The 22465-nt window shown below is 74.0% G+C and carries 23 protein-coding genes and 1 pseudogene; 12 read left to right on the top strand and 12 right to left on the bottom strand.

What is annotated here, in order from left to right:
• Positions 1–121 precede the first annotated feature (121 nt).
• From aroH to der, 5 genes are all read left to right on the top strand, one after another.
• Positions 122–484, top strand: a complete 363-nt coding sequence (aroH, locus tag ACZ4QV_RS13935) for a chorismate mutase (RefSeq protein WP_361154483.1) — start codon at positions 122–124, stop codon at positions 482–484.
• The gene (locus ACZ4QV_RS13940; protein ID WP_361154481.1) at positions 481–1566 is read left to right on the top strand and encodes a prephenate dehydrogenase; all 1086 of its coding nucleotides are present in this window, start codon (positions 481–483) and stop codon (positions 1564–1566) included. The genes aroH and ACZ4QV_RS13940 overlap by 4 nt, the downstream gene beginning before the upstream one ends.
• Before the next feature lie 147 nt (positions 1567–1713).
• Positions 1714–2427 carry a (d)CMP kinase gene (cmk, locus tag ACZ4QV_RS13945; RefSeq protein WP_361154479.1) on the top strand — a complete coding sequence of 238 codons (714 nt, stop codon included), beginning with the start codon at positions 1714–1716 and terminating at the stop codon, positions 2425–2427.
• Positions 2376–3104 (top strand): lysophospholipid acyltransferase family protein, encoded by a 729-nt coding sequence (locus ACZ4QV_RS13950; protein ID WP_467762927.1) that lies wholly within the window; start codon positions 2376–2378, stop codon positions 3102–3104. Before cmk ends, ACZ4QV_RS13950 begins: the two co-directional genes overlap by 52 nt.
• A gap of 65 nt (positions 3105–3169) precedes the next feature.
• The gene (der, locus tag ACZ4QV_RS13955) at positions 3170–4630 is read left to right on the top strand and encodes a ribosome biogenesis GTPase Der (protein WP_361154476.1); all 1461 of its coding nucleotides are present in this window, start codon (positions 3170–3172) and stop codon (positions 4628–4630) included.
• Positions 4631–4734: 104 nt separating this feature from the next.
• Here der and ACZ4QV_RS13960 read toward each other — a convergent pair whose 3' ends face one another.
• Both ACZ4QV_RS13960 and ACZ4QV_RS13965 read right to left on the bottom strand, forming a co-directional pair.
• A complete protein-coding gene (locus ACZ4QV_RS13960; RefSeq protein WP_361154474.1) occupies positions 4735–5046 on the bottom strand; it encodes a hypothetical protein in 312 nt (103 codons plus the stop codon).
• Between the two features lie 263 nt (positions 5047–5309).
• Positions 5310–6122: an SH3 domain-containing protein gene (locus ACZ4QV_RS13965; RefSeq protein WP_361154604.1), complete on the bottom strand. Its 813-nt coding sequence runs from the start codon at positions 6120–6122 to the stop codon at positions 5310–5312.
• A 603-nt stretch (positions 6123–6725) separates the two neighbouring features.
• On the opposite strand from ACZ4QV_RS13965, the gene ACZ4QV_RS13970 reads away from it, so the two are divergent.
• Positions 6726–7388 (top strand): LysM peptidoglycan-binding domain-containing protein, encoded by a 663-nt coding sequence (locus ACZ4QV_RS13970; RefSeq protein ID WP_361588172.1) that lies wholly within the window; start codon positions 6726–6728, stop codon positions 7386–7388.
• A 162-nt stretch (positions 7389–7550) separates the two neighbouring features.
• Entirely contained in the window at positions 7551–8021 is a 471-nt protein-coding gene (locus ACZ4QV_RS13975; RefSeq protein ID WP_361154468.1) for a transglycosylase family protein, read from the top strand.
• Here ACZ4QV_RS13975 and ACZ4QV_RS13980 read toward each other — a convergent pair.
• The 3 genes from ACZ4QV_RS13980 to ACZ4QV_RS13990 all read right to left on the bottom strand — a co-directional run bounded on the left by ACZ4QV_RS13980 (position 7990) and on the right by ACZ4QV_RS13990 (position 12126).
• Complete coding sequence (locus tag ACZ4QV_RS13980; RefSeq protein WP_467762928.1) at positions 7990–8688, bottom strand: ATP-binding cassette domain-containing protein; 699 nt, start codon at positions 8686–8688, stop codon at positions 7990–7992. The two genes, ACZ4QV_RS13975 and ACZ4QV_RS13980, sit on opposite strands and share 32 nt — an antisense overlap.
• Before the next feature lie 73 nt (positions 8689–8761).
• The gene (locus ACZ4QV_RS13985) at positions 8762–11596 is read right to left on the bottom strand and encodes an ABC transporter permease subunit (RefSeq protein WP_467762929.1); all 2835 of its coding nucleotides are present in this window, start codon (positions 11594–11596) and stop codon (positions 8762–8764) included.
• Entirely contained in the window at positions 11593–12126 is a 534-nt protein-coding gene (locus ACZ4QV_RS13990; RefSeq protein WP_361154460.1) for a hypothetical protein, read from the bottom strand. Before ACZ4QV_RS13990 ends, ACZ4QV_RS13985 begins: the two co-directional genes overlap by 4 nt.
• Positions 12127–12239: 113 nt before the next feature.
• Here ACZ4QV_RS13990 and ACZ4QV_RS13995 point away from each other — a divergent pair, with 113 nt between their 5' ends.
• From ACZ4QV_RS13995 to ACZ4QV_RS14015, 5 genes are all read left to right on the top strand, one after another.
• Positions 12240–12797, top strand: a complete 558-nt coding sequence (locus ACZ4QV_RS13995; protein ID WP_361154458.1) for an MTB12 C-terminal domain-containing protein — start codon at positions 12240–12242, stop codon at positions 12795–12797.
• The gene (locus ACZ4QV_RS14000; RefSeq protein ID WP_361154455.1) at positions 12775–14106 is read left to right on the top strand and encodes an ABC transporter substrate-binding protein; all 1332 of its coding nucleotides are present in this window, start codon (positions 12775–12777) and stop codon (positions 14104–14106) included. Before ACZ4QV_RS13995 ends, ACZ4QV_RS14000 begins: the two co-directional genes overlap by 23 nt.
• Before the next feature lie 455 nt (positions 14107–14561).
• Positions 14562–15599 (top strand): hypothetical protein, encoded by a 1038-nt coding sequence (locus ACZ4QV_RS14005; RefSeq protein WP_467762930.1) that lies wholly within the window; start codon positions 14562–14564, stop codon positions 15597–15599.
• 71 nt (positions 15600–15670) lie between these two features.
• Entirely contained in the window at positions 15671–15841 is a 171-nt protein-coding gene (locus ACZ4QV_RS14010) for a hypothetical protein (protein WP_030019458.1), read from the top strand.
• 53 nt (positions 15842–15894) lie between these two features.
• Complete coding sequence (locus ACZ4QV_RS14015) at positions 15895–16959, top strand: helix-turn-helix transcriptional regulator (protein ID WP_467762931.1); 1065 nt, start codon at positions 15895–15897, stop codon at positions 16957–16959.
• Here ACZ4QV_RS14015 and ctaD read toward each other — a convergent pair.
• The 7 genes and pseudogenes from ctaD to ACZ4QV_RS14050 all read right to left on the bottom strand — a co-directional run.
• Positions 16934–18598, bottom strand: a pseudogene (ctaD, locus tag ACZ4QV_RS14020) (aa3-type cytochrome oxidase subunit I); the annotation flags it as partial. The gene ACZ4QV_RS14015 and the pseudogene ctaD sit on opposite strands and share 26 nt — an antisense overlap.
• A gap of 189 nt (positions 18599–18787) precedes the next feature.
• On the bottom strand, positions 18788–19063 hold the full coding sequence (locus ACZ4QV_RS14025) for a gas vesicle protein K (RefSeq protein ID WP_031008978.1): 276 nt from the start codon (positions 19061–19063) through the stop codon (positions 18788–18790).
• A gap of 43 nt (positions 19064–19106) precedes the next feature.
• A complete protein-coding gene (locus ACZ4QV_RS14030) occupies positions 19107–19328 on the bottom strand; it encodes a gas vesicle protein (RefSeq protein WP_361154446.1) in 222 nt (73 codons plus the stop codon).
• A complete protein-coding gene (locus tag ACZ4QV_RS14035) occupies positions 19325–20152 on the bottom strand; it encodes a GvpL/GvpF family gas vesicle protein (RefSeq protein WP_361154443.1) in 828 nt (275 codons plus the stop codon). Before ACZ4QV_RS14035 ends, ACZ4QV_RS14030 begins: the two co-directional genes overlap by 4 nt.
• Positions 20149–20472, bottom strand: a complete 324-nt coding sequence (locus ACZ4QV_RS14040) for a gas vesicle protein (RefSeq protein WP_030019464.1) — start codon at positions 20470–20472, stop codon at positions 20149–20151. The genes ACZ4QV_RS14035 and ACZ4QV_RS14040 overlap by 4 nt, the downstream gene beginning before the upstream one ends.
• Entirely contained in the window at positions 20469–21650 is a 1182-nt protein-coding gene (locus ACZ4QV_RS14045; RefSeq protein WP_361154439.1) for an SRPBCC family protein, read from the bottom strand. Before ACZ4QV_RS14045 ends, ACZ4QV_RS14040 begins: the two co-directional genes overlap by 4 nt.
• Positions 21643–22392, bottom strand: coding sequence for a hypothetical protein (locus ACZ4QV_RS14050; RefSeq protein ID WP_361588183.1), 750 nt, complete (start codon positions 22390–22392; stop codon positions 21643–21645). Before ACZ4QV_RS14050 ends, ACZ4QV_RS14045 begins: the two co-directional genes overlap by 8 nt.
• Positions 22393–22465: the final 73 nt, after the last annotated feature.

The raw sequence follows: 22465 nt of genomic DNA on the forward strand, positions 1-22465 counted from the left end.
TCGCGGACCGGTCGGCGTCGTGTCCGGGTGCCGGAGCTGGCTAGGCTTGTGGGGTAGCAGCCGGCGGCCGGCGCGGAATGCGTGCCGGGCGCCGTACACGGATGTTCAGGGGAGCGGTGACGTGGCGGTACGAGCGGTACGCGGGGCCGTGCAACTGGAGCGGGACGAGGCCGGGCACCTGCACGAGCAGGTGTCCGCGCTGCTGACGGCCGTACTGGAGCGTAACGATCTGGCCCCGGACGACCTGATCAGCGTGTGGTTCACCGCCACCCCCGACCTGCACAGCGACTTTCCCGCGGTCGCCGCCCGTCAGCTGGGCATCACCGACGTTCCGCTGATCTGCGCGCAGGAACTGGACATCGCCGGTGCCATGCCGCGCGTGGTGCGCGTCCTCGCGCACGTCGAGACCGACCGCAGCAAGGCCGAGGTGCAGCACGTCTACCTCGGTGCCGCCGGGGCCCTGCGGAAGGACATCGCCCAGTGAGAACCGCGCTCGTCGTCGGTACCGGCCTGATCGGCACGTCCGTCGCCCTCGCGCTGCACGGCCGCGGCGTCCAGGTGTACCTGGCCGACCACGACCCGGACCAGGCCGAGACCGCCGCCGCGCTGGGCGCCGGCACCGCCGCGGAGCCGCCGGGCCCGGTCGACCTGGCCGTGGTGGCCGTACCGCCCGCCCACGTCGCGCCGACGTTGGCCGCGGTGATCCGGCGCGGTGCCGCCCGCGCCTACCTCGACGTCGCCAGCGTCAAGGGCGGCCCGCGCCGCGAGCTGGAGGCGATGGGCTGCGACCTGACGGCGTACCTCGGCACCCACCCGATGGCGGGCAAGGAGCGCTCCGGGCCGCTCGCCGCGACCGCCGACCTCTTCGAGGGGCGGCCCTGGGTCCTGACCCCCGCCGAGGGCGGCGACACCGAGGTGCTCAACCTGGCGCTGGAGCTGGTCGCGCTGTGCCGTGCGGTGCCGGTCGTCATGGAGGCGGAGGCCCACGACCGGGCCGTGGCGCTGGTCTCGCACACGCCCCAGTTGGTCTCCAGCCTGGTCGCCGCCCGCCTCCAGGACGCGGACGAGACCGCCGTACGGCTGTGCGGCCAGGGGATCAGGGACGTGACCCGGATCGCCGGGTCCGCGCCCCGGATGTGGATGGACATCCTCGCCGCCAACCCGGGGCCGGTCGCCGACGTGCTCGGCGAGGTCTCGGCCGACCTGGAGCGCACCGTACGGGCGCTGCGCGCTCTGCAGGCGGCCGACGAGGACAAGCGCGCCGAGGGCGCGCGCGGCGTCGAGGACGTGCTGGTACGCGGCAACGCGGGCCGCGAGCGGGTGCCGGGCAAGCACGGCGCCGCCCCGGCCGCCTACGAGATCGTCGCGGTGCACATCGGCGACCAGCCCGGCGAACTGGCCCGTATCTTCTCGGACGCCGGCCGGGCCGCGGTCAACATCGAGGACGTCCGCATCGAGCACGCCACCGGCCAGCAGGCGGGCTTCATCCAGCTCATGGTCGAGCCGCAGGCGGCGCCGATACTGATGGCGGAGCTGCGCGAGCGGGGCTGGTCGATCCGCCAGTAGCCGGGTCCGGTGCCCGGGGCGGGGGCCGGACCCGCGGGCCGGGGCGTACGGGCTGCACGGGGCGCCGCTGCTTGCCAGTAACCTTGTGCGGGGCCCCGCGCAGCGGCCCCCTGTCCCGCCCCGTGATCGAGGAAGGTGCCCGACACCGTGGAAACCCCCGCCCGGACCGCCCCGGCTGCAGTGATTGTCGCCATCGACGGCCCCGCAGGCACGGGCAAGTCCAGCACCTCCAAGGCCGTCGCCGCCAAGCTGGGGCTCGGCTACCTGGACACCGGTGCCCAGTACCGCGCGATCACGTGGTGGATGCTGAGCAACGGCCTCGACGTGCACGACGCCGTGGCCGTGGCGGACGCCTCGGCCAAGCCCACGATCGTCTCCGGCACCGACCCGGCCGCCCCGACGATCACCGTGGACGGCCTGGACGCCGCCGGTCCGATCCGCACCCAGGAGGTCACCTCGGCCGTCAGCGCCGTCAGCGCCGTCCCCGAGGTACGGACCCGGATCACCGAGTTGCAGCGCGAGATCGCCGCCGGGGCCCCGGAGGGCATCGTCGTCGAGGGCCGGGACATCGGCAGCACGGTGCTGCCCGACGCCGACCTGAAGATCTTCCTCACCGCGTCGCCGGAGGCCCGCGCGGCCCGCCGCAGCGGTGAGCTGACCGGCAAGGAGGCCGCCGACCTGGCGGCCACCCGCGAGGCCCTGGTCAAGCGGGACGCGGCCGACTCCAGCCGCAAGACCTCGCCGCTGGCCAAGGCGGCCGACGCGGTCGAGGTGGACACCACCGACCTCACGCTGGAGCAGGTCATCGAGTGCGTGGTCACCCTGACCGAGGCGGCGATGGCCGCGAAGGCGGCGCGGTGAGGCAGCGCGGCAGGGCGGCGGACGCCGACGGCGGCCGGCTGCCCAGCGCGAGCGGCGCCGCGGTCGGCCGGCGGATCGGCATCGGCCTGATGTACGGCCTGTGGAAGCCGCGGGTGCTGGGCGCCTGGCGGGTCCCGCCGGCCGGCCCGGTGATCCTCGCGGTCAACCACGCCCACGGCCTGGACGGCCCGATGCTGATGGGCACCGCGCCGCGGCCGGTGCACTTCCTGATCAAGAAGGAAGCGTTCGTCGGCCCGCTGGACCCGTTCCTGCGCGGCATCGGCCAGCTCAAGGTGGACCGCTCCGGCACCGACCGCAAGGCCGTCACCGACGCGCTGGCCGTGCTGGACAACGACGGCGTGCTGGGGATCTTCCCCGAGGGCACCCGGGGCGAGGGCGACTTCGCCTCGCTGCGCGCGGGCCTGGCGTACTTCGCGGTGCGCTCCGGCGCGCCCGTGGTGCCGGTGGCGGTGCTGGGCAGCGCGGAACGCCGGAGCCGGGCGGTCAAGGCGGTGCCGCCGCTGCGCAGCCGGGTCGACGTGGTCTTCGGCGACGCCTTCGCGGCGGGGGACGGCAGCGGCCGGCGCACCCGTACGGCGCTGGACGCGGCCACCGTACGCATACAGGAGCGGCTGACCGCTCACCTTGCCCAGGCCAGGCGCCTGACCGGGCACTGAACGAGACTTGAACGGCGGCCCGTGGACGAGCGGGCACCGATGACGGAGAACGAGGAACGGACTTCATGAACGACCAGACCCCCACCGGCGACGAGCACGGTGCGCTTGGTGACGCCGAGTACACGGAGTTCATGGAGCTCGCCGCCCAGGAGGGCTTCGACCTGGAGGAGGTCGAGGGCGACATCGCCGCGGCCGGGCACGGCCCGCTGCCCGTCCTCGCCGTCGTCGGCCGCCCCAATGTCGGTAAGTCGACTCTGGTGAACCGCATGATCGGCCGCCGGGAGGCGGTCGTCGAGGACAAGCCGGGCGTCACCCGCGACCGGGTCACGTACGAGGCCGACTGGAACGGCCGCCGCTTCAAGGTCGTCGACACCGGCGGCTGGGAGCAGGACGTGCTCGGCATCGACGCCTCCGTGGCCCTGCAGGCCGAGTTCGCGATCGAGGCCGCCGACGCGGTGGTCTTCGTCGTGGACGCCAAGGTCGGCGCCACCGACACCGACGAGGCCGTCGTCAAGCTGCTGCGCCGGGCCGGCAAGCCCGTCGTGCTGGTCGCCAACAAGGTGGACGGCCCGTCCGGCGAGGCGGACGCCGCCATGCTGTGGTCGCTGGGCCTCGGCGAGCCGCACCCGGTCTCCGCGCTGCACGGCCGCGGCACCGGCGACATGCTGGACGCCGCCCTCGACGCGCTGCCCGAGGCGCCCGAGCAGACCTTCGGCACCCCGCTCGGCGGGCCGCGCCGGATCGCGCTGATCGGCCGCCCGAACGTCGGCAAGTCCTCGCTGCTGAACAAGGTCGCGGGCGAGGAGCGGGTGGTCGTCAACGAGATGGCCGGCACCACCCGCGACCCGGTCGACGAGCTGATCGAGCTGGGCGGCAAGACCTGGAAGTTCGTGGACACCGCGGGCATCCGCAAGCGGGTCCACCTCCAGGAGGGCGCCGACTACTACGCCTCGCTGCGCACCGCGGCGGCCGTGGAGAAGGCCGAGGTCGCGGTCGTCCTGATCGACGCGAGCGAGTCCATCAGCGTCCAGGACCAGCGGATCATCACGATGGCCGTGGAGGCGGGCCGCGCGCTGGTCATCGCGTACAACAAGTGGGACCAGCTGGACGAGGAGCGCCGCTTCTACCTGGAGCGGGAGATCGAGCGGGACCTCGTGCAGATCCCGTGGGCGATGCGGGTCAACGTCTCGGCGCGCACCGGCCGCCACATGGACAAGCTCGTCCCGGCGATCGAGACCGCGCTGGAGGGCTGGGAGACCCGCGTCCCCACCGGCCGCCTGAACGCCTTCCTCGGTGAGATCGTCGCCTCCCACCCGCACCCGATCCGGGGCGGCAAGCAGCCGCGCATCCTCTTCGGCACCCAGGCGGGCACCAAGCCGCCGCGCTTCGTGCTCTTCGCCTCCGGCTTCCTGGAGGCCGGCTACCGCCGCTTCGTCGAGCGCCGGCTGCGGGAGGAGTTCGGCTTCGAGGGGACGCCGATCCACATCTCCGTACGGGTGCGCGAGAAGCGCAGCAAGAAGAAGTAGCCGTCGGCGCGACGGCGAAACGGTGGCGGGGCGGCTCCTGGGAGCCGCCCCGCCACCGTTTTCGTGCGCGGGGGTCGTACGGGCGTACGGGCTTGCGGGGCTGGTCAGTGACCGTGCGGGCGGTACTCGCGGGGGGCCGGTGGCAGGGCCGGGGGGAAGTGGCCCCGGTGGTGGCCGCCTGCGTGGTGCGGGTGGCCGTGGAACGGCTGGCGGGAGACCGGCTCCCAGTGGCCGGACGACGGGAGGTGGCCGGTCGCGGTGGTCGTACGGCCCCAGATGCTGCGCATCGCCTCGGCGCTCAGCCCTTCCTCGCCGCTCCGGTCCCCCGGCAGCGCCCGGAAGGACCGGCGGTACTCGGCGTACAGCGCGTCGAAGATCGGCGTGGCCGAGGCGGGGGCGGCGTGCGGGGCCGTCATGGTCGCCGTGGTCGCGTCGTGCGACGGGCGCATACCGGGGATCTGGTAGGGATACGGGACGCGGGAGGAGGGGTCGTATGGGTGCACGTCTGTGCCAACGACCCGGATGCTCCCGGGATGCGGGCTCTGCGAAGAATCGGCTGATCGGAGGGAGCGCGACCGGCTCACGACCGGCTCCCGGCGCCGTCGCGCGGCGGCGCCCCGGCCCCGCCCCGTGCGGGGGCGGGACCGGGGCGCCGGAACCGGAAGGGGACGGGCGCGGGTCAGGTGCCGGCCAGCGGCATGGAGGCGGCCACCAGCCTGCTCTCCGCCGCGGCCTTCTCCATCGCCTCGCGCATCAGGTCCTCCCGCGGCTGGTGGCCGACGGCGCCGACGGGTGCCGCGTACACCAGGACGGTCCGCGCCTTGGCGGCGGCGGCGCGCCAGCCGTCCGAGACGGGCAGCGGCTGGTGTGCCTGCCACCACGAGCTGGGCTGGCCGCCGTCGTCGCCCGGCTGGAGGATGGCGTGCAGCTGCCCGGCGGCCAGCAGCACCGACCAGCCGGGGTTGGGGGCGGGCAGCAGGGCCATGTCCGTCACCGTGGCGAAGCCGTGCTCCAGGAGCAGCGGCAGGAACGCGTCGCCCGGCTCGGTGGAGCCGGGGCGGGCGATGGGCCCGGCGGGCTCGACGACCAGCGCCGGCCGCAGGTCGTTCTCGACCAGGACCAGACCGCAGGTGACACCGAGTGTCGCCTGCCGGTGCTCGCCGGGGAGGGCGGCGAAGGGGGTGGCGGGCGGCGGCGCCGCGGGCGGCTCGGCGGCCCGGCCGTCCTCGCCGGTGATGGAGCGCACGGCGCCCTGGAGCTGTTCCTCGGAGACCGGTACGACCTGCGAGGGGATGCACGACGCGTGGGCGAAGGCGAGCACCGCGGTCTCCTCGCCCACGAACAGGACGGTGCTGGTGCGCTCCTGCTCGCTGTCGCCGGGGGTGCGGCAGGAGGTGCAGTCGTAGTTGCCGGGGGCGTTGCCACCGGCCAGCAGGCGGTCGGCTTCTTCGTCACCGATCTCGGCGCGAACGTCGTCACTGACGTCGAGCATGCGCGGCACGGATGGCTCCTCGATCGTTGCGCGGGCTGCCGGGCGGTGCCCGGCTCGTACCAGGACAACGGGCGATCTGTGGCAGGAGTCACGCGCGGCCGGGTACCGGATCGCACCGTTCGAAGCGGAGCGTGAGCTGCGGACCGGAACCGCTCACTCCCTGCCAACTCGTGCTGCGGGCACGGAAGTTGGGCTGGTGAGGTGGGTCACAGATCGCCGGGCGGTCCGGGTGACAAATGCGGAAATCAAGCAATCAAGTGGGTGGCCGGTTTTGGCTGATACCTCCGGTAACAACCGACTGGCCAGGCAGGACGGCGCCACGGTTGATAACCGTGCGTGAGCCTCCCTACATTCTCCGGCCGTGTGCACCGAGCACCACCCGGGGACGCCCGCCGTCCGCATCCGCCGGCCCGCACCACGGCCGGTGCGCCACGCGACTCCCGGCTCACGGGCCGGATCGTGTGGCACCGGATGCACCGCACGCAGCACCACCGAGCACGACCGGCACCACCCCGCGGCGGGCGGGGTGCCGCGGACCGCGGACGCACGATGCGCCCGCACCGCGTCACCAGGGGGACTCCCGGGGTCGTGGAGAGGGATTCCATGCCTTTTTCGAAGGGCGTCATACGCCGTGACATCGCCGCGCTCGCCGGGGCGGCCCTGGTGGCCCCGCTCGCGCTGGTGGCCGCGACCGCCGGACCGGCGCAGGCGGCGGACGGCGGAGTGTGGGACCGCATCGCCCGCTGCGAGAGCAGCGGCAACTGGCACATCAACACCGGCAACGGCTTCTCGGGCGGCCTGCAGTTCACCCACAGCACCTGGCGCGCGTTCGGCGGCACGGCCTACGCGCCGACGGCCGCCGGAGCCACCCGTGCCCAGCAGATCGCCGTGGCAACCCGGGTCCAGGCGACACAGGGCTGGGGCGCCTGGCCGACCTGCGCCGCACGTGCCGGTGCGTACGGGAGCGCCCCCAAGGCACCGAAGGCGTTCCGTTCCGGCCAGGGCAGCGGCAAGCGGCAGATGCAGAAGGACGTCCGCCGGGACGTGGGCGCCAAGGTCGGCAAGAAGGCGCGCGGCACCGGCGGGCACGCCGACCGTGGCCGGGCGCGGGCCGGCGCCGGCGGTTACACGGTGCGGCAGGGCGACACGCTCAGCCGGATCGCCGCCGCGCACAACGTGAGCTGGCACCGGCTGTACGCCGCCAACCGGGCCGTCGTCGGCGGCGACCCGAACCTGATCGTCCCGGGGCAGCGGCTCTCGATCTGAGCCACGGGGCCGCCGCGCGGCACGCCCGGGCCGCGACACGGCCCCCGGCCCCGGAGCCCGTACTCCGAACGCCCCACCCGGCCGTCCACCGACCGGGTGGGGCGTCGCGCTGTCCGGGCGCGGCGGCGCGCAGGTACGCGTGTCCCTGTTTAGCGTGACCCGATGTCCCATTCTTTTCGGGCGCTGATGCCCAAGCGTCTCGCGAGAACCGGCCGCCGCCGAGCGGCCGTCCTGTCCCTGGTCCCGGCGGTGGTCCTGCTGTGCGTGCCCGGCGGCGCGCAGGCGCGGGACACCGCGCACCACCTGCCGTCCCCGGCGGGCTGCTCCCTCAGCAAGGGGCCGTGGAACTGCATCGCCGAGTGCGAGAGCGGCGGTGACTGGCGCAAGAACACCGGCAACGCGTTCTACGGCGGACTGCAGTTCCGGCAGTCGACCTGGAAGCAGTACGGCGGCCTGGCCTACGCGCCGCGCGCCGACCTCGCCACCCGTAAGGAGCAGATCGCCGTCGCCGAACGGGTGCGGCGCACGCAGGGCTGGTCGGCCTGGCCGTACTGCGCCAAGCGGTACGGGCTCGGCAAGCGGGACCGGGCGCTGTCCGGGCTCACGGACTGGGCGGTGCCGCCGGGCCGGTGAGGCCGGGGAAGCGGGCGGCCTCGGCCGGTTCGCCGGCGAAGGCGACGGTGCCGCGCCGCAGGACGTACGCGACCGTGGCGGCGCGGCACAGGGCGGGCGGCAGCGTCTGCTCGGCGACGAGGACGGTGCGCCCGGCGGCCGCGAGGTCGCCGAGCAGCGCGTACGTGCGTGCCGTGACGGCCGGGGACATGCCCTGGGCCGGTTCGTCCAGGAGGAGCAGCCGGGCGGTCCCGGCCAGCGCGCGGGCCACGGCGAGCATCCGCTGCTCACCGCCGGAGAGAGTGCCCGCGCGGCGGCCGAGCAGCGCGCGAAGCTGCGGGTAGGCATCCAGAGCCGGGCCGACGGCACCGTCCGGCGCGGCGAGTTCGAGTTGCTCGCCGACGGAGAGCGAACCGAACACGGCGCCGCGGTCGGGCACCAGGGTCAGTCCGCGGCGCGCGCGGGCGTGCGCGGGCAGCCGGGTGATGTCCGTACCGCGCCACACCACCCGCCCGGCGGCGAGCGGCACGGTGCCCGCGAGCGCGCGCAGCACCGTGGTGCGGCCGGAACCGTTGCGTCCCAGGAGCACGGTGACACGGGCGCCGGGCACGGCCAGGTCGATGCCGTGCAGGGCCTCCAGGGAGCCGTACCGGACGCGGGCCGCGCACAGGGCCGTCTCGATGCTCATGCCGCTGCCGCCGCCGTCGCTGTCTTTGCCGTCACGGGCCGCAGCGGTCGGCGTTCCGCGCGCTGCCGGCCGTTCACGGCCGCGGCTCCGCCAGGACGCGGCGGGCGGGCCCCCGCGTCACGATCCGGCCCGCGGCCATCGCGTAGACCGTGTCGGCCAGCCCGGCGACCAGGTCGAGGTCGTGCTCGACGACGAGCAGGGCCGTGCCGTCGGCCGCCACGGCGCGCAGCACACCGGCGAGCGCGGCCACCTCCGCGCTGTCCAGGCCCGCCGCGGGCTCGTCCAGCAGCAGGGTGCGCGGGCGGCCGGCGAGGGCGCGCGCCAGTTCGACGCGGCGCAGGGTGCCGGTGTCCAGCCCGGCGACGGGCGCGGCGCGCAGCGGGCCGTCGAGGGCGAGCAGGTCCAGCGCCCGGCCGGTGGCGGCGGCCGGGTCCGGTACGCCGCTCTGCTCGGCGCCGATCCGGACGTTCTCGGCCACGGTCATCCCGTCGAACACGGCGAGCTGCTGGAAGGTCCGGGCCAGCCCGAGGCGGGCCCGGGCGTGCGCGGGGCGGTGTGTGATGTCCGTCCCGTCGAGCAGTACCCGGCCCGCCGCGGGGCGCAGGGTGCCGCACAGACAGTGGAACAGGGTGCTCTTGCCCGCCCCGTTGGGCCCGATGAGCGCGGTGACCCGGCCCGGCGCGACGGCCAGGTCGACACCGTCCAGGACGGTGAAGCCGTCGTAACGGGCGTGGAGGGAGCGGGCGGTGAGGCGGCCGGAAGGGAGGGGGCGGCCGGAAGGGAGGGGGCGGCCGGAGGGACTGAGGCGGACAGCGGGCATGGGGGAGGGGGGGGAGGAGGGGGAGGAGGGGGAGGAGAGGAGTGATGGTGTGGGAGTGGGCGCCGGGGTGTGGGGGACGGGCTCCTTCGGGGCGGGGCGGCAGGGCTCGGAGAGGCCACCTCCGGGCGTACGGTTCTCGGGCGTCCGGCTCCCGGGCGTACGACTCCCGGAACCACGGTCCCCGGACGTACGGCCCCCGGGCGGACGTGCCGACGCCATCTTCGCCCGCGCCCGTGCCCCCAGCGGAGTCAGCCGCGGCTCCGGAGCCCCGGACCGACGGGCCACGGCCTCGCGCAGGGCGGCGTGCGGGCCGCTCGGCAGCCGGCCGGCGAGCACGGCCAGGACACCGATCACCGCGGCCGCCGCGCCGCCCCCGGCCCCCGAGTCCAGGCCGACCAGCAGGACCGCCGCGGCGAGCGCCGCCAGCAGGCTGTCGGCGCCCAGGACGAGTACGGCCGCGAACCACAGCAGGCCGCGTACCGGGTCGTAGGACGCCGGGTCGAAGGCGCGCAGCGCCATGCCGAGCATCCCGCCGCCCAGTGCGGCCAGGGCGGCGCCCACCGTGAACGCCGCCAGTTTGAGGGCCGGTACGGGCACACCGGCGGCGGCCGCCCCCGGCTCGTGGTCGCGCATCGCGGCCAGCGCGCGCCCGGTACGGCCGCGGCGCAGTGCCGCCACCCCGAGCAGCGCGAGGCCGAGCAGGGCCAGTTCGAGGACGTAGTACGCGCGGTCGCCGGCGAAACCGGCGGGGCGGTCGAGGGAGAGCCCGGCGGTGGCGTACGGCTGGGCGAAGACGAACCGGCTGACGGCGACCCCGAAGGCGAGGGTGGCCAGGGCCGTCGCGAGGCCGTACCGCCGCAGCGCGGGCCGGCCGGTGAGCAGGCCGAGCGGTGCGGTGAGCAGGACGGCCAGCAGCAGGGCGGGCAGCCCGGGGACGGCCGGCAGGCCCGGGAAGCGGCCCGCCGCGAGCAGTGCGGTGAACAGGGCGCCCAGACCGGCGTACGCGGCCTGCCCCAGGGAGATCTGGCCGCCGCGCCCGGTGACGACCACCAAGGAGAGCAGCACCACGGCGAGCGCCGGTACCTGTACGGAGGTGCGCAGGTCGCCGTGGGCGAAGCCCAGCGGCAGCAGGAAGAGGATGCCGCAGACCAGCCAGGCGCGGCCGTCGTGGTCGGGCAGCCGGACGGTGCGCAGGGCCGGTGCCGAGCCGTGGGACGCGTCCGGCAGGGCCCGGGGGGCACCGAGGCCGCGCCGGGCGAGGGCGGCGGCCAGCAACGCCACGACGAACAGGTTGGCGCCGACGGCCTGGACGAGGGGTTCCAGGCTGCCGCCCGGGTGCAGCCGGGTGAGCTGGCTCTGTGCGACGCCGATGGCCAGGGCCACGGCCACCGCCACCGGCAGGCTGCGCAGACCGGCCGCCACCGCGACCGCCATCACCTCCATGACGAGCAGCGGCAGTCCGTACGGGTCCAGGCGCAGCAGCGGGGCCAGCAGCACGCCCGTCAGCCCGGCGGTGAAGGACCCGAAGGCCCAGCCGGCGGCGGCGACCCGATCGGCGTCGATGCCGCTGAGGACGGCGAGCGGGCGGTTGTCGACGACGGCACGCAGCGCGCGGCCGAAGCGGGTCCAGCGGGTGACGGCGGCGACCCCGGCGGCCAGGATGACGGCGGTGGCGAGCTGCACCCAGGGGTCGTCCGGCAGCAGCGCGGGCGCGTCCGCACGCGCTCCCGGCCCCCACAGCAGTCCCGCGGCGCCGACCAGCAGGACGAAGGCGCCCAGGGAGGCGACCAGGGTGCGGGCCGGGCCCGTACCGCGTAGGGAGAGCGGCCGGAAGACGGCGCGGTCCAGCGCCAGTCCGATGCCGGGCGCGACGAGGAGGAGGGTGACGGCGGCGGCGGGCGGCAGCGGCCAGTTCCAGCCGACCACGAGCTGCCGCAGGACGTAGGCGCACACCATGGCGACGGCGCCGTGCGCGAAGTTCAGCACGCCGGTGGCCCGGTAGGTGACGATCAGTCCGATGCCGGTGAGCGCGGCGGCGCTGCCCACCGCGAGCCCGGCCAGGGTGAGGTCGTACGAGAGCGAGCTCACCGTTCCGGGCCGGGGCGCGGGTCGTCCGGCTCGCAGACGGGGCAGGGCGCCGGAGGGGAGACATCCGCTTCCGCCGGTCCGCCGGCGGCGGCGCGGGCGTCCGGCCGTCCGGCCACGAGCGGGCAGCCGGGCCGGTGCAGAAGCGTTCCGCCGGGCACGGTGAGGGGCGGACCGGCCTCCGCGTCCTGCTCCTTTCGCACGGCCGCGGCCCTGCCCGCCCCCGCCGGCTCCCCGCCGCCCGCCGCCGTGACCGTGTCCTCGGCGCCGTACGTCACCAGCAGCCCGTACAGTTCCTCGACGCGCGCCGCCGCCAGGCCCTGGTCGCCCCGCGCCACCAGCACGGCACCCGCGACGATCAGGGCGGCGCCCGGGATCGAGCAGGAGGCCAGGAACGGGATCTGGCGCTCGGCGAACCGCTCGCCGGAGACGCCGTACCAACCGGCCGCGCACAGCACCGCCCCGCCCGCCAGCGCCGCCCAGCCGCCCCACGGGGCCAGGCGCGCCCCGAACCGTGTTCGCGCGTTGCGCATCACGCCCCCTCGCGGCTTCCGGCGAATGCCTGCACTATGCCCTGTGAAGACAGCACCCAGAAGGCTTGTGCCAGACCGGTCGCGGCCGGTCGCGATGACAGGCGGTGGTGTACATGGCGGTCCGTGGGGGGCGTGCACGGCGGGCTCCGGCGCTGGTGACGGCGGCGGTGCTGCTGATGACGGCCGGGGCGGCGGGTTGCAGTGACGCCGAGGACGGCGGGCAGCGCGCGCCCAGCGGGGCGTCCTCCGCCCCGGAAAAGAGCGGTACGGGAACGGCGACCTCCGGTCCGCCGTCCTCCCCGGGTGACGCCCCGGCCGATCCGGCCGCCGCCGAGCGGGAGATCAAGGAGAACTGGCGGAAGTTCTTCGACCCGAAGCTGTCCAACGCGGAGAAGGCGAAGTACCTCCAGAACGGCGAGGAATTCCAGTTGCTGCTGGAGGCGTTCAACGGCGACCAGCGGGGGAAGCAGGTCGCGGCGCAGGTGTCCGCCGTACGGTTCACCTCGGCGACCGCGGCCGAGGTGACGTACAGCCTCACCCTCAAGGGCGCCACCGCGCTGCCGAACGCCAAGGGCGCCTCCGTGTACCAGGGCAAGGTGTGGAAGGTGGCGCTCAAGACCCTGTGCGCGCTGGTGGGCATGAGCGGCAATGCGGACGCGCCGGGCTGCTGAGGCGGCCGGGGCGGCCGCCTCAGCGCTGCTGCTCGCGCTGACCGCCGCCTGTGGCAGCAGGCTGCCGGAGAGCGACTTCGAACACCGCGGGACCGCGTCCGCCACCGGCCGGGCGCGGGAGCCGATCGTCGTCGGGATCATCACCAGTGCGACGAGCCCGGTGGGCGGCGAGGCGTTCACCGGGCCACGGGACGGCGCGCTGGCGTACTTCGCGGACCTGAACGCGAAGGGCGGCGTCAACGGACGGCCGGTGCGGGCGGTGACCTGCGACGACGGGGGCAGCGGCGTCGGCAACAACGAGTGCGTGCGCAAACTGCTCACCGAGGACAAGGTGTTCGCGCTGGTCGCGACCACCGCGCTGGACTACGCGGGCGCGCCCAGGGTCTCCGCCGCGGGCGTCCCCGACATCGGGGGACAGCCGGTCGGCGCCGCGTACGACACGTATCCGCATCTGTACGGGATCTACGGCAGCCGGGCGCCACGGGACGGCAAGGCGGCGGGCTGGGGCGGGAAGCTGTACGGCGGCACGGAGGTCTACCGCTACTTCAAGCGCGTCCAGCGGGCCCGCACCGCCGCCGTCGTCTCCTACAACCAGGCGGCGTCCGCCGCGTACGCCCGGCTGATCGTGCGCGGTCTGGAGGCCGAGGGGTACGACGTGACCAGCGAGCAGGTCGACTTCGCGCTGCCCAACTTCCCGGCGGTCGCCGCCGGGCTGCGCGACCGGGGGGCCGATCTGGTCTTCGACGCGATGGACACGCACGGCAACGCGCAACTGTGCGAGGCGATGGACGCGGCGGGCGTCCGGCCGACCGCCAAGGTCACGAACGTACAGAACTGGTCGGACACGGTCGCGAAGGACTACAAGGACTCGCCGGGCTGCCGCAACGCCCTGTGGGCCACCGGCGCCAGCCGCAACTACGACGATCCGGGGAGCGGGCCGGGCGGCGCGGCGGTACGGGCCTTCCGTGCTGGTATGACCCGGTACGCCGAGGGGAGACCGCTGTCGCAGTGGCAGCTCGAAGGGTGGGCGGCCGCGATGTGGTTCGCCGACGCGGCGCGTTCCTGCGGGCAGCGGCCCACCCGCGCGTGCGTGGAGCGCTTCGTCGGGCAGGGTGCGCCCTACACCGCCCGTGGCCTGCTGCTCCCCGCCGCGTACCGGCCGCAGGCCGAGCCGCCGGCCACCGACCGGACCTGCCTGTCGGTCGCCCGCTGGCGCGACGCGGCGCGGGGCGGCCGGGGCGGCTGGGTCACCCAGGGCGACATGGACACCAACTGTTTCACCGTCCCCCAGCTTCCGTACCGGCCCTGAGGACCCGGCCGTCACCGTCGGCCCGGCCCGTCGGCCCGGGAAGACCGGCGGAGCGAGCCGTTGGCTGCACACCTCGTGACGGGACGCCCCGGGACGGCATAACTTGTGGCGTTACAGCACGGCACAGAACCGACGATCAACGGTTCGGGAAAGTTCCTCGACGCCGCTACCGATGTCCTAACTCTTTCGGAACAAGTTGGCCAAACGCCTCAACCCGGAACCCGGGAACGTGGTCCAACCGTTCAACGGGGCAGACAGCGGGACTCGTCCGCGGCGACCAAGGGATACGGGGACGGAATACGGGGACGGATGCACAGCTCATTCCTGATTCACCACGCCCACGGCACCGGAGGGGCGGCCCGGACCGGCGCCCGGCGGACGCGACCCCGCCCGGAGCACGGGGCGTACGCAACCAAGGACGCGGCGCAGGCCGCTGTGAGAGGGGTGCGGAGGGTATGAACGCGTCGACGCAACTGCCCGTGACGGGCGCCGGGACGGCCGGTCCCGAAGCCGTCGCTCCCGTGCGGGCCGAGCCCACGGCCCCCGCCGGGCCGGACGTCACGGCCACCGGCCGCGGTTCCCGCGCGGCGGGCGGGGCCGCCCAGCCGCTGCGCGCGGACTGCATAGCCGACTCCGCCGGCGGCCTGACCTTCGACATCACCACCCCGCAGGGCACCAGGCCGGTCTGGAGCGCGGCGCTCGTCCTCAGCCCGCGCGACGGCGGCGCCGACGAGGAGCTGCGGCTGCCGCTCGGCCCGAACGGCTCCGGGTGCCTGCGGGCCGTCCTGCCCAGCACCGTCGCGCTCCCCGAGGGCCGCTGGAACACCTACGCCGACCTCGGCGACGGCCGCGGCCCGCAGCGGCTGCTGCCCGGCGTCACCGACCTGAGCCCGCTGGTGGACCGCCGCCCGCTGGCCGGGATCGGCCGGCTCGGCGTCCGCATCCCGTACACCACCAGGTCCGGCAGTCTGGCGCTGCGCAGCTGGCTGCGCGGACCGCACGCCGAGGCCGGGGACGTCCTCGTCGACGCCTGCGGTGTGACGGTGGCGGGCCGCCTCTACGGCGCCGCCCTCGGCCCGGGCGCCCGGGCCGAGGCCACGACCCGCCCCGGCGCCCCGGAGACGGCCGACCCGGCCACCCGCGTCACCGTCCCGCTCACCGGCGACGGCCCCGACTTCGTCTTCACCCTGCCCCACACGCAGCTCGCGGGCCGCTGGCAGGGCGGCAGTGACCGCTGGGCCCTGTGGCTGCGGGTGACCGAGGAGGCCGAACCGGTCCGTATCGCCCGGCTGCTCGACGACGTACCGGAGAAGGCGGAGACCGTCAGCCACCCGGCGCTGTCCGTCGGCTGCCCGTCGGGCCGGCTGCGCATCGGCCCCTCCTACACCCGCGACAACGACCTGACGGTCCGGGTCACGGGTGGCGGGACGGACGCGAGTGACGGGGCCGGCGGGACGGGCGGGACGGACCGACCGGACCCGGCCGGTTCTTGACCGGGCCTCGTCAGACAGCACGCATAACACCGCACGCCGGGGGCACTCGGAGCAGCGGAGGTGCGATACACATGGTTCCTGTCATTCTGGTACTGCTGCTGGCTTTGATCCTGTTCGGCGCGGGTTTCGCGCTCAAGGCACTGTGGTGGGTGGCCGTCGCGGTGCTGGTCGTCTGGCTGCTGGGCTTCCTGTTCCGTTCGACGGGCGCGGGCGGTGGTCGCACACGCTGGTACAGGTGGTGACCCGGGAGAGACGCGGACGGTAGCTGTCCGCATGTGCTGCCAGACTGCCCGGCATGGTGGAAACCTCGGCACGACTGCTGCGTCTGCTCTCTCTCCTGCAGGCACACCGCGAGTGGACGGGCGCGGATCTCGCCGACCGGCTCGGCGTGACTCCGCGCACCGTCCGCCGTGACATCGACCGCCTGCGCGAACTGGGCTACCCCGTCCACTCGGCCCCCGGCACCGCCGGGGGCTACCGACTGGGCGCGGGCGCCGAACTGCCACCGCTGCTCCTCGACGACGAGGAGGCGGTGGCAGTCGCCGTCGGGCTGCGCACGGCGGCCGCCGGCGGCGTCGAAGGCATCGAGGAGACCTCCGTACGGGCCCTGACCAAGCTGGAACAGGTGCTGCCCCACCGGCTGCGCCGCCGCGTCGGCGCCCTCAACGCCTTCACCGTGCCCATGCCCGGCGCCGCCGGCCCCCGGGTCGACGCCGCCACCCTCACCGAACTGGCCAACGCCTGCCGGGACAGCCAACGGCTGCGCTTCGACTACGCGAGCCACGACGGTACGGCCGGCCGCCGCACCGTCGAGCCGCACCGGCTGGTGTCCGCGCAGCGCCGCTGGTACCTCGTCGCCTGGGACGTGGACCGCGCCGACTGGCGGACGTTCCGCGTCGACCGGATCACCCCCACCCCGCCGCACGGCCCGCGCTTCACCCCGCGCCCCGGCCCGGCCGCCGATCTCGCCGCGTACGTCTCGCGGGGCGTCTCCACGGACGTCTACGCCGAGCGGGCCACCCTGGTGCTGCACGCCACCGCCGCGGAGGCCGCCCAGCGGATCAGCCCGTCCGTCGGCGTCGTCGAACCGCTCGACGCCCACCGCTGCCTGCTGCACACCGGCGCGCACCGCCTGGATGTCCTGGTGGTCCATGCCGTCCTGCTGGGCTTCGACTTCGAGGTGCGCGAGCCGCCGGCGCTGACGGACGCGATCCGCGAGGTCAGGGACCGGCTGACCCGGGCGCTGCCCCCGGATCCGGCTCCTCCGTCGGGGACGGCCCCGACCCCGACGGCTTCCGCGACGCCTGCGGTTCCCGCGTCTCCCGCGCCCCCTGCGGCTCCGGAGTGCCCGGCGGGCTGAGCCGCGCGATCTCCGGGTGGTGCAGATCGAAGGCGGGCGACTCCGAGCGGATCCGGGGGATGGTCAGGAAGTTGTGGCGCGGCGGCGGACAGGAGGTCGCCCACTCCAGGGAGCGGCCGTAGCCCCACGGGTCGTCCGCCGTGACCTTCACGCCGTACTTCGTCGTCTTCCAGACGTTGTAGAGGAACGGCAGCGTGGACAGGCCGAGGAGGAAGGCGCCGACGGTCGAGAGGGTGTTGAGCACGGTGAAGCCGTCGGCGGCCAGGTAGTCGGCGATCCGGCGCGGCATCCCCTCCACACCCAGCCAGTGCTGGACGAGGAAGGTGGTGTGGAAGCCGGTGAACAGCGTCCAGAAGTGCACCTTGCCCAGCCGCTCGTCGAGCAGCTTCCCGGTGAACTTCGGCCACCAGAAGTAGAAGCCGGCGAACATCGCGAACACGACCGTGCCGAAGACGACGTAGTGGAAGTGGGCCACGACGAAGTACGTGTCGGTCACGTGGAAGTCCAGCGGCGGCGACGCCAGGATCACCCCGGTCAGCCCGCCGAACAGGAAGCTCACCAGGAACCCGACGGCCCACAGCATCGGGGTCTCGAAGGACAGCGAGCCGCGCCACATCGTGCCGATCCAGTTGAAGAACTTCACCCCCGTCGGCACCGCGATCAGGAACGACATGAACGAGAAGAACGGCAGCAGCACCGCGCCCGTCGCGAACATGTGGTGCGCCCACACCACGACCGACAGCCCGGTGATCGCCATCGTCGCGCCGATCAGCATCACGTAGCCGAAGATGGGCTTCCGCGAGAAGACCGGGATGATCTCGGTGATGATGCCGAAGAACGGCAGCGCGATGATGTAGACCTCGGGGTGCCCGAAGAACCAGAACAGGTGCTGCCACAGCAGCGCGCCGCCCCACTCGGCATCGAAGACCACCGAGCCGAAGCGCCGGTCCGCCTCCAGCGCCAGCAGCGAGGCCGCCAGCACCGGGAAGGCGACCAGCACCAGGATCGAGGTGAACAGCACGTTCCAGGTGAAGACCGGCATCCGGAACATCGTCATGCCCGGCGCGCGCATCCCGATGATGGTGGTGATGAAGTTGACCGAGCCGAGGATGGTGCCGAAGCCGGAGAGCGCCAGCCCCATGATCCACATGTCGGCGCCGATGCCGGGGGAGCGGACCATCGAGCTGAGCGGGGCGTAGGCGGTCCAGCCGAAGTTCGCGCCGCCGGTCGGCGTCAGCAGACTGCCCAGCACGATCAGACCGCCGAAGAGGAACAGCCAGTACGCGAGCATGTTCAGCCGTGGGAAGGCCACGTCGGGCGCGCCGATCTGCAACGGCATGATCTCGTTGGCGAAGCCCGCGAAGGCCGGGGTGGCGAACAGCAGCAGCATGATCGTGCCGTGCATCGTGAACGCCTGGTTGAACTCCTCGTTCGTCATGATCTGGAGCCCGGGGCGGGCCAGTTCGGCCCGCATCAGCAGCGCCAGCAGACCGCCGACGAGAAAGAAGCCGAAGGCGGTGATCAGATAGAGATGGCCGATCTTCTTGTGGTCGGTGGTGGTCAGCCAGTCGACCACCACCGCGCCGGGCCGCCGCGCCCGCACCGGTCCCGGGCTCGCCTCCACGGTGTCCGTACCCATCTGCGCCACCTCGTTCGCCAAGAGACACCGAAGCGGCCGGAACCCTCCGGCGCGCCCGGGAAGTCGGTAAGGGACGTGCTGGACGTGCTCGGGCTCAAGCCATGATGGCCGTCCCGGCCCGGTCGCGCGAGAGGGTGTGCGCAGCCCGGCCGGATCATTGCGGCGGGCCCGACGGGCGCGGCGCGGGGGTCATTCCCGGGGCAGCAGGGGCCCCAGCGGGCCGAGATCGAGGTTCAGTTCGTCCTTCCCGATGCCGTACCGCTCACACAGCTCGCCCATCCGCCGCTCCAGCAGCATCAGCGTCAGACCGATCCGTTCCTCCTGGTCCTCCGACAGATCGCCCTGGTCGACGCGGCGCAGCGCCTGCCGTTCCATGAGCTGGTGCAGCAGTTCCACCACGGTCAGCACGAGCCGCACCAGGTCGCGCTCCACGGTGTCCTCGTCCAGTTCCACACGCCGGCTCACGGCGCCACCTCCTCCTCGGCTTCCCCGGACCCCGTCACGGACCTCACTGCTCCAACTCCTCGAAGGGCGAGGGAACGTTGGCGTTGACCGAGCTGATCAGGGCCCGCAGATCGATCCGTACGAGATCCACTTCGGCGATGCGCAGGGTGAGGTCGCCCGCGATGACCGCGCCGCCGCCCAGCAGCCGGTCCAGCAGGTCGACCAGCGCGATCTGCCGTTCGGCCAGCGGATTGTCCGGCTGCGGGCCGGCCACCGGGGACGTCATACCGCACCGGTCCCGGTGTCCCCGGCCGCCTCCGAGGGCTGCGGAGGCTGCGCGAAGGAGTACGGGGCCCACGGCCCCGTCAGCTCGATCCGCACGCCAGGGCTGCGGTCCGCCAGCTCACCGACCAGGCCCGCGAACGCCCCGGCCTGCTCGCGGGGGATCAGATAGGCGCCGTTGAGCACGTTGCGGCCGCTGACCCCGGACAGCCGGGCGTCCTGCGGGCGGTGCAGCCGGCTGCGCTCGGCGAACGTGTCCAGCGCCTCGTGCGCGGCGCGGGCCAGCTCGTCGGCGCGCCGCTGGTTCTGCTCCTGCGCCTGCCGGTGGGCCAGCCGCCGGCGCAGGAAGTCGCGGCCCGAGCCGCCCGCGGCCGCCTCACGGGCCGACCCGCCCGCGGGAACGGCGGGCTTGGCGGCCCCGGCGTCCTCGACGTACGCCTTGACGCCCCACTCCATCCGGCCGTCCAGGCTCACCAGCGCGCTCAGGAACTCCTCGGCGCGCTGCGCGAGGACCTGCCGGACCCCGCGCGTGTCGCGGTGGACCGTCACCAGGCGCAGCGGCAGCACACAGAACTCCGCGGCCGCGGTGTCCACCACGCTGCGGTGTGCCCGGGCGGTCCGTTCCAGCCACGCCATGTCCTCCAGGTGGGCGCGGAGCGCCTCCTCCTCGAAGTCGGCGGCCGGCACCCGGGAGACCAGGGCGGCCAGCGCGCCCTCCGTGACGGTCTCCACGGGTGCGTCCGCGACGCCGAGCAGTCCGTCCGGCGGTCGGCAGCCTGCCCGGGCGACGGCGTAGGTGTACATCAGCTCGGCGCCGTGCGTACTCAAGTGATCTCCTCTCGCGGCTCCTGGTCTCCCTCCAGGGCGGCGATCCGCTCGCGCAGCCGTTCGTTCTCCTGGGCGAGTTCGCGGCGCCGGGCACCGGAGGACAGCGACGGGTCGTCGCGCCACCAGTCGATGCCCATCTCCTCCGCCCGCTCGACCGAGGCCACGATCAGCCGCAGCTTGATCGTGAGCAGCTCGATGTCGAGCAGGTTGATGCGGATGTCCCCGGCGATGACCACGCCCTTGTCCAGGACGCGTTCGAGGATGTCGGCGAGGTTGGCGCCGCCGTTCGAGCCGTACGGGGAGGGGACCTGGGAACTCATCGGGCCGGCTCCGGCTCCCGCTCGTCCTCGGTGTCCGCCGGTTCCTCGTCGTCGTACTCGTCCGCGGCGTCCTCCTCGTCGTCGTACGCGTCCTCGGGCTCGTCGTCGGCGTCCTCGGCGTCGTCGTCGTACGTGCCCTCGGCGTCGTCCGCTTCCTCGTCGGCCGCCTCGGTGTCCGCTTCCTCGTCCTCGGCTTCCGGTTCCCCGGCGTCCTCGGCGTCGTCGTACGCGTCCTCGGCGTCCGGCTCCTCGTCGGAGTCGCCGGTCTCCTCCTCGTACGCGTCCTCGGACGGCTTGCCCGCGCCCTCGGTTTCCTGCTCGGCGCGGTCCTGGTCCGCGCCCTGCTCGTCGCGCTCCTGTTCCTCGCGCTCGACGGCCTCGTCATGGCCGACGACGACCTCGCCGTCCCGGATCTCGCCGCGCCACTCGCCGGTCGCCTCGCCCCGCATCATCACGAAGCGGCGGAAGTTCTTCAGATCGAGCCGGGCGCGGCGGCCCTGTGCCCGCCAGATGTTGCCGGTCTTCTCGAACAGACCCTTGGGGTGGTACTCGATGACCAGCAGCACCCGGGTGAGGTTGGCGGCCAGCTCGTGGAAGGTGACGACGCCCTTGAGGGTGCCCTTGGCGCCCTCGGAGGTCCAGGTGATGCGCTCGTCGGGGAGCTGCTCGGTGGTGTGCGCCTTCCAACTGCGCGTGGACCAGAAGATCTTGGCGCGCCAGTTGGAGTCGGTGTCGTCCGTGGACTCCACCCCCTGCACCCCCTTGGCGAAGGTGCTGAACTCCTGGAACTGCGTCCACTGGTTGTACGCCTCGCGCACCGGCACGCCGACGTCGACGTCCTCGCTGATCGTGACGAACTTGCCCTTGCCGCCGCCGCCCTTGCGCCCGCCGGTGAGTTTCTTGAAGGCGCCCTTGACGGAGTTCTTGGCGGTGTCCTTGACCGCGCCCTTGAGGGTGTCCTTGATCACCGGCCCGATCAGGCTGTCACTGCGCCCCTCGGCCACGTCCGTGAGCCGGGTGGTGGCCTCGCCGAGCCGCTTGCCGGTGGCCACCAGCAGGCGCTGGGCCTGCGCGGCGGCGAACGAGACGGCCTCTTCCTTCAGACGGTCGACGGCCGGGTTGCCGGCCACGGTCTCCTTGACGGTGGCCATCGGACCGCCGGACTTCGTGTCAGCCACGGTCCTCACCTCCGCTCCGGCGGGTGCCGGCGCGAGCCGTCTTCTTCGCGGCCGAGGCGGTCTTCTTCGGCGCGGCTGCCGCCTGCTTCGCGGGCCGTTTGCGCTGGTCCGGCGCGGCCTTGGTGCCGGAACCGGAACCGGAGTCGGACTTGGCGCCGGTCCTGGCGGAGGTCTTCGAGGACCGCGCGCTCTGCTTCTTGGCGGCGCCGCGTCCCTCACCCCCGGACTTGCGCGCACCGCTGCCGCGGCTTCTCGGCGCGCTCTCCTCCTCGCCGTCGTCGGACGCTTCCTCGTCGTCCCGCCCGCCGCCGGTCACGCCGCGCACGGTGTCCGCGGCCTTGCCGGCGGTCCCGCCGGCGTCCAGCCGGTCGCGCACGTTCAGAGTCCGCTCGTGCAGGCTGTCCGCCAGGGAGTCGAGGCGCTTGGTGACCAGTGCGCCGGTCGCCGCCTTGCCCACCCCCGCGAGGTCGCCGCGCAGTTGCTCGCGCAACTCCTTGAGCTGCGGGTTGGCGGCTATCTGGTCGTTGACCAGAGAGACCAGTTGCTGCGGGCTCAGATTCAGGCGCTTGCCCAGGACCATGCTGCCGATACCGATGGCGAGCTTGGCCTTCTTGGTGCGGCCGAGCAGATAGCCTCCGGCGACGGCCAGCACCAGTGCCGGCCGGTTCTTCATGTCGGGGATCTCCTCCATGTCGGGTCGCGCTCGTCCGCCGTCCCGTTCCAGGGCTCGGACGTCCGGCACGACGCTCTCCGGGGATCTCGTACTGTCCGGTTCGGTGATGTCTTCGCGCTACGGGGTGCCGCTCCGGGGGAGC

It is taken from the genome of Streptomyces sp. NPDC026394, from assembly GCF_055567735.1.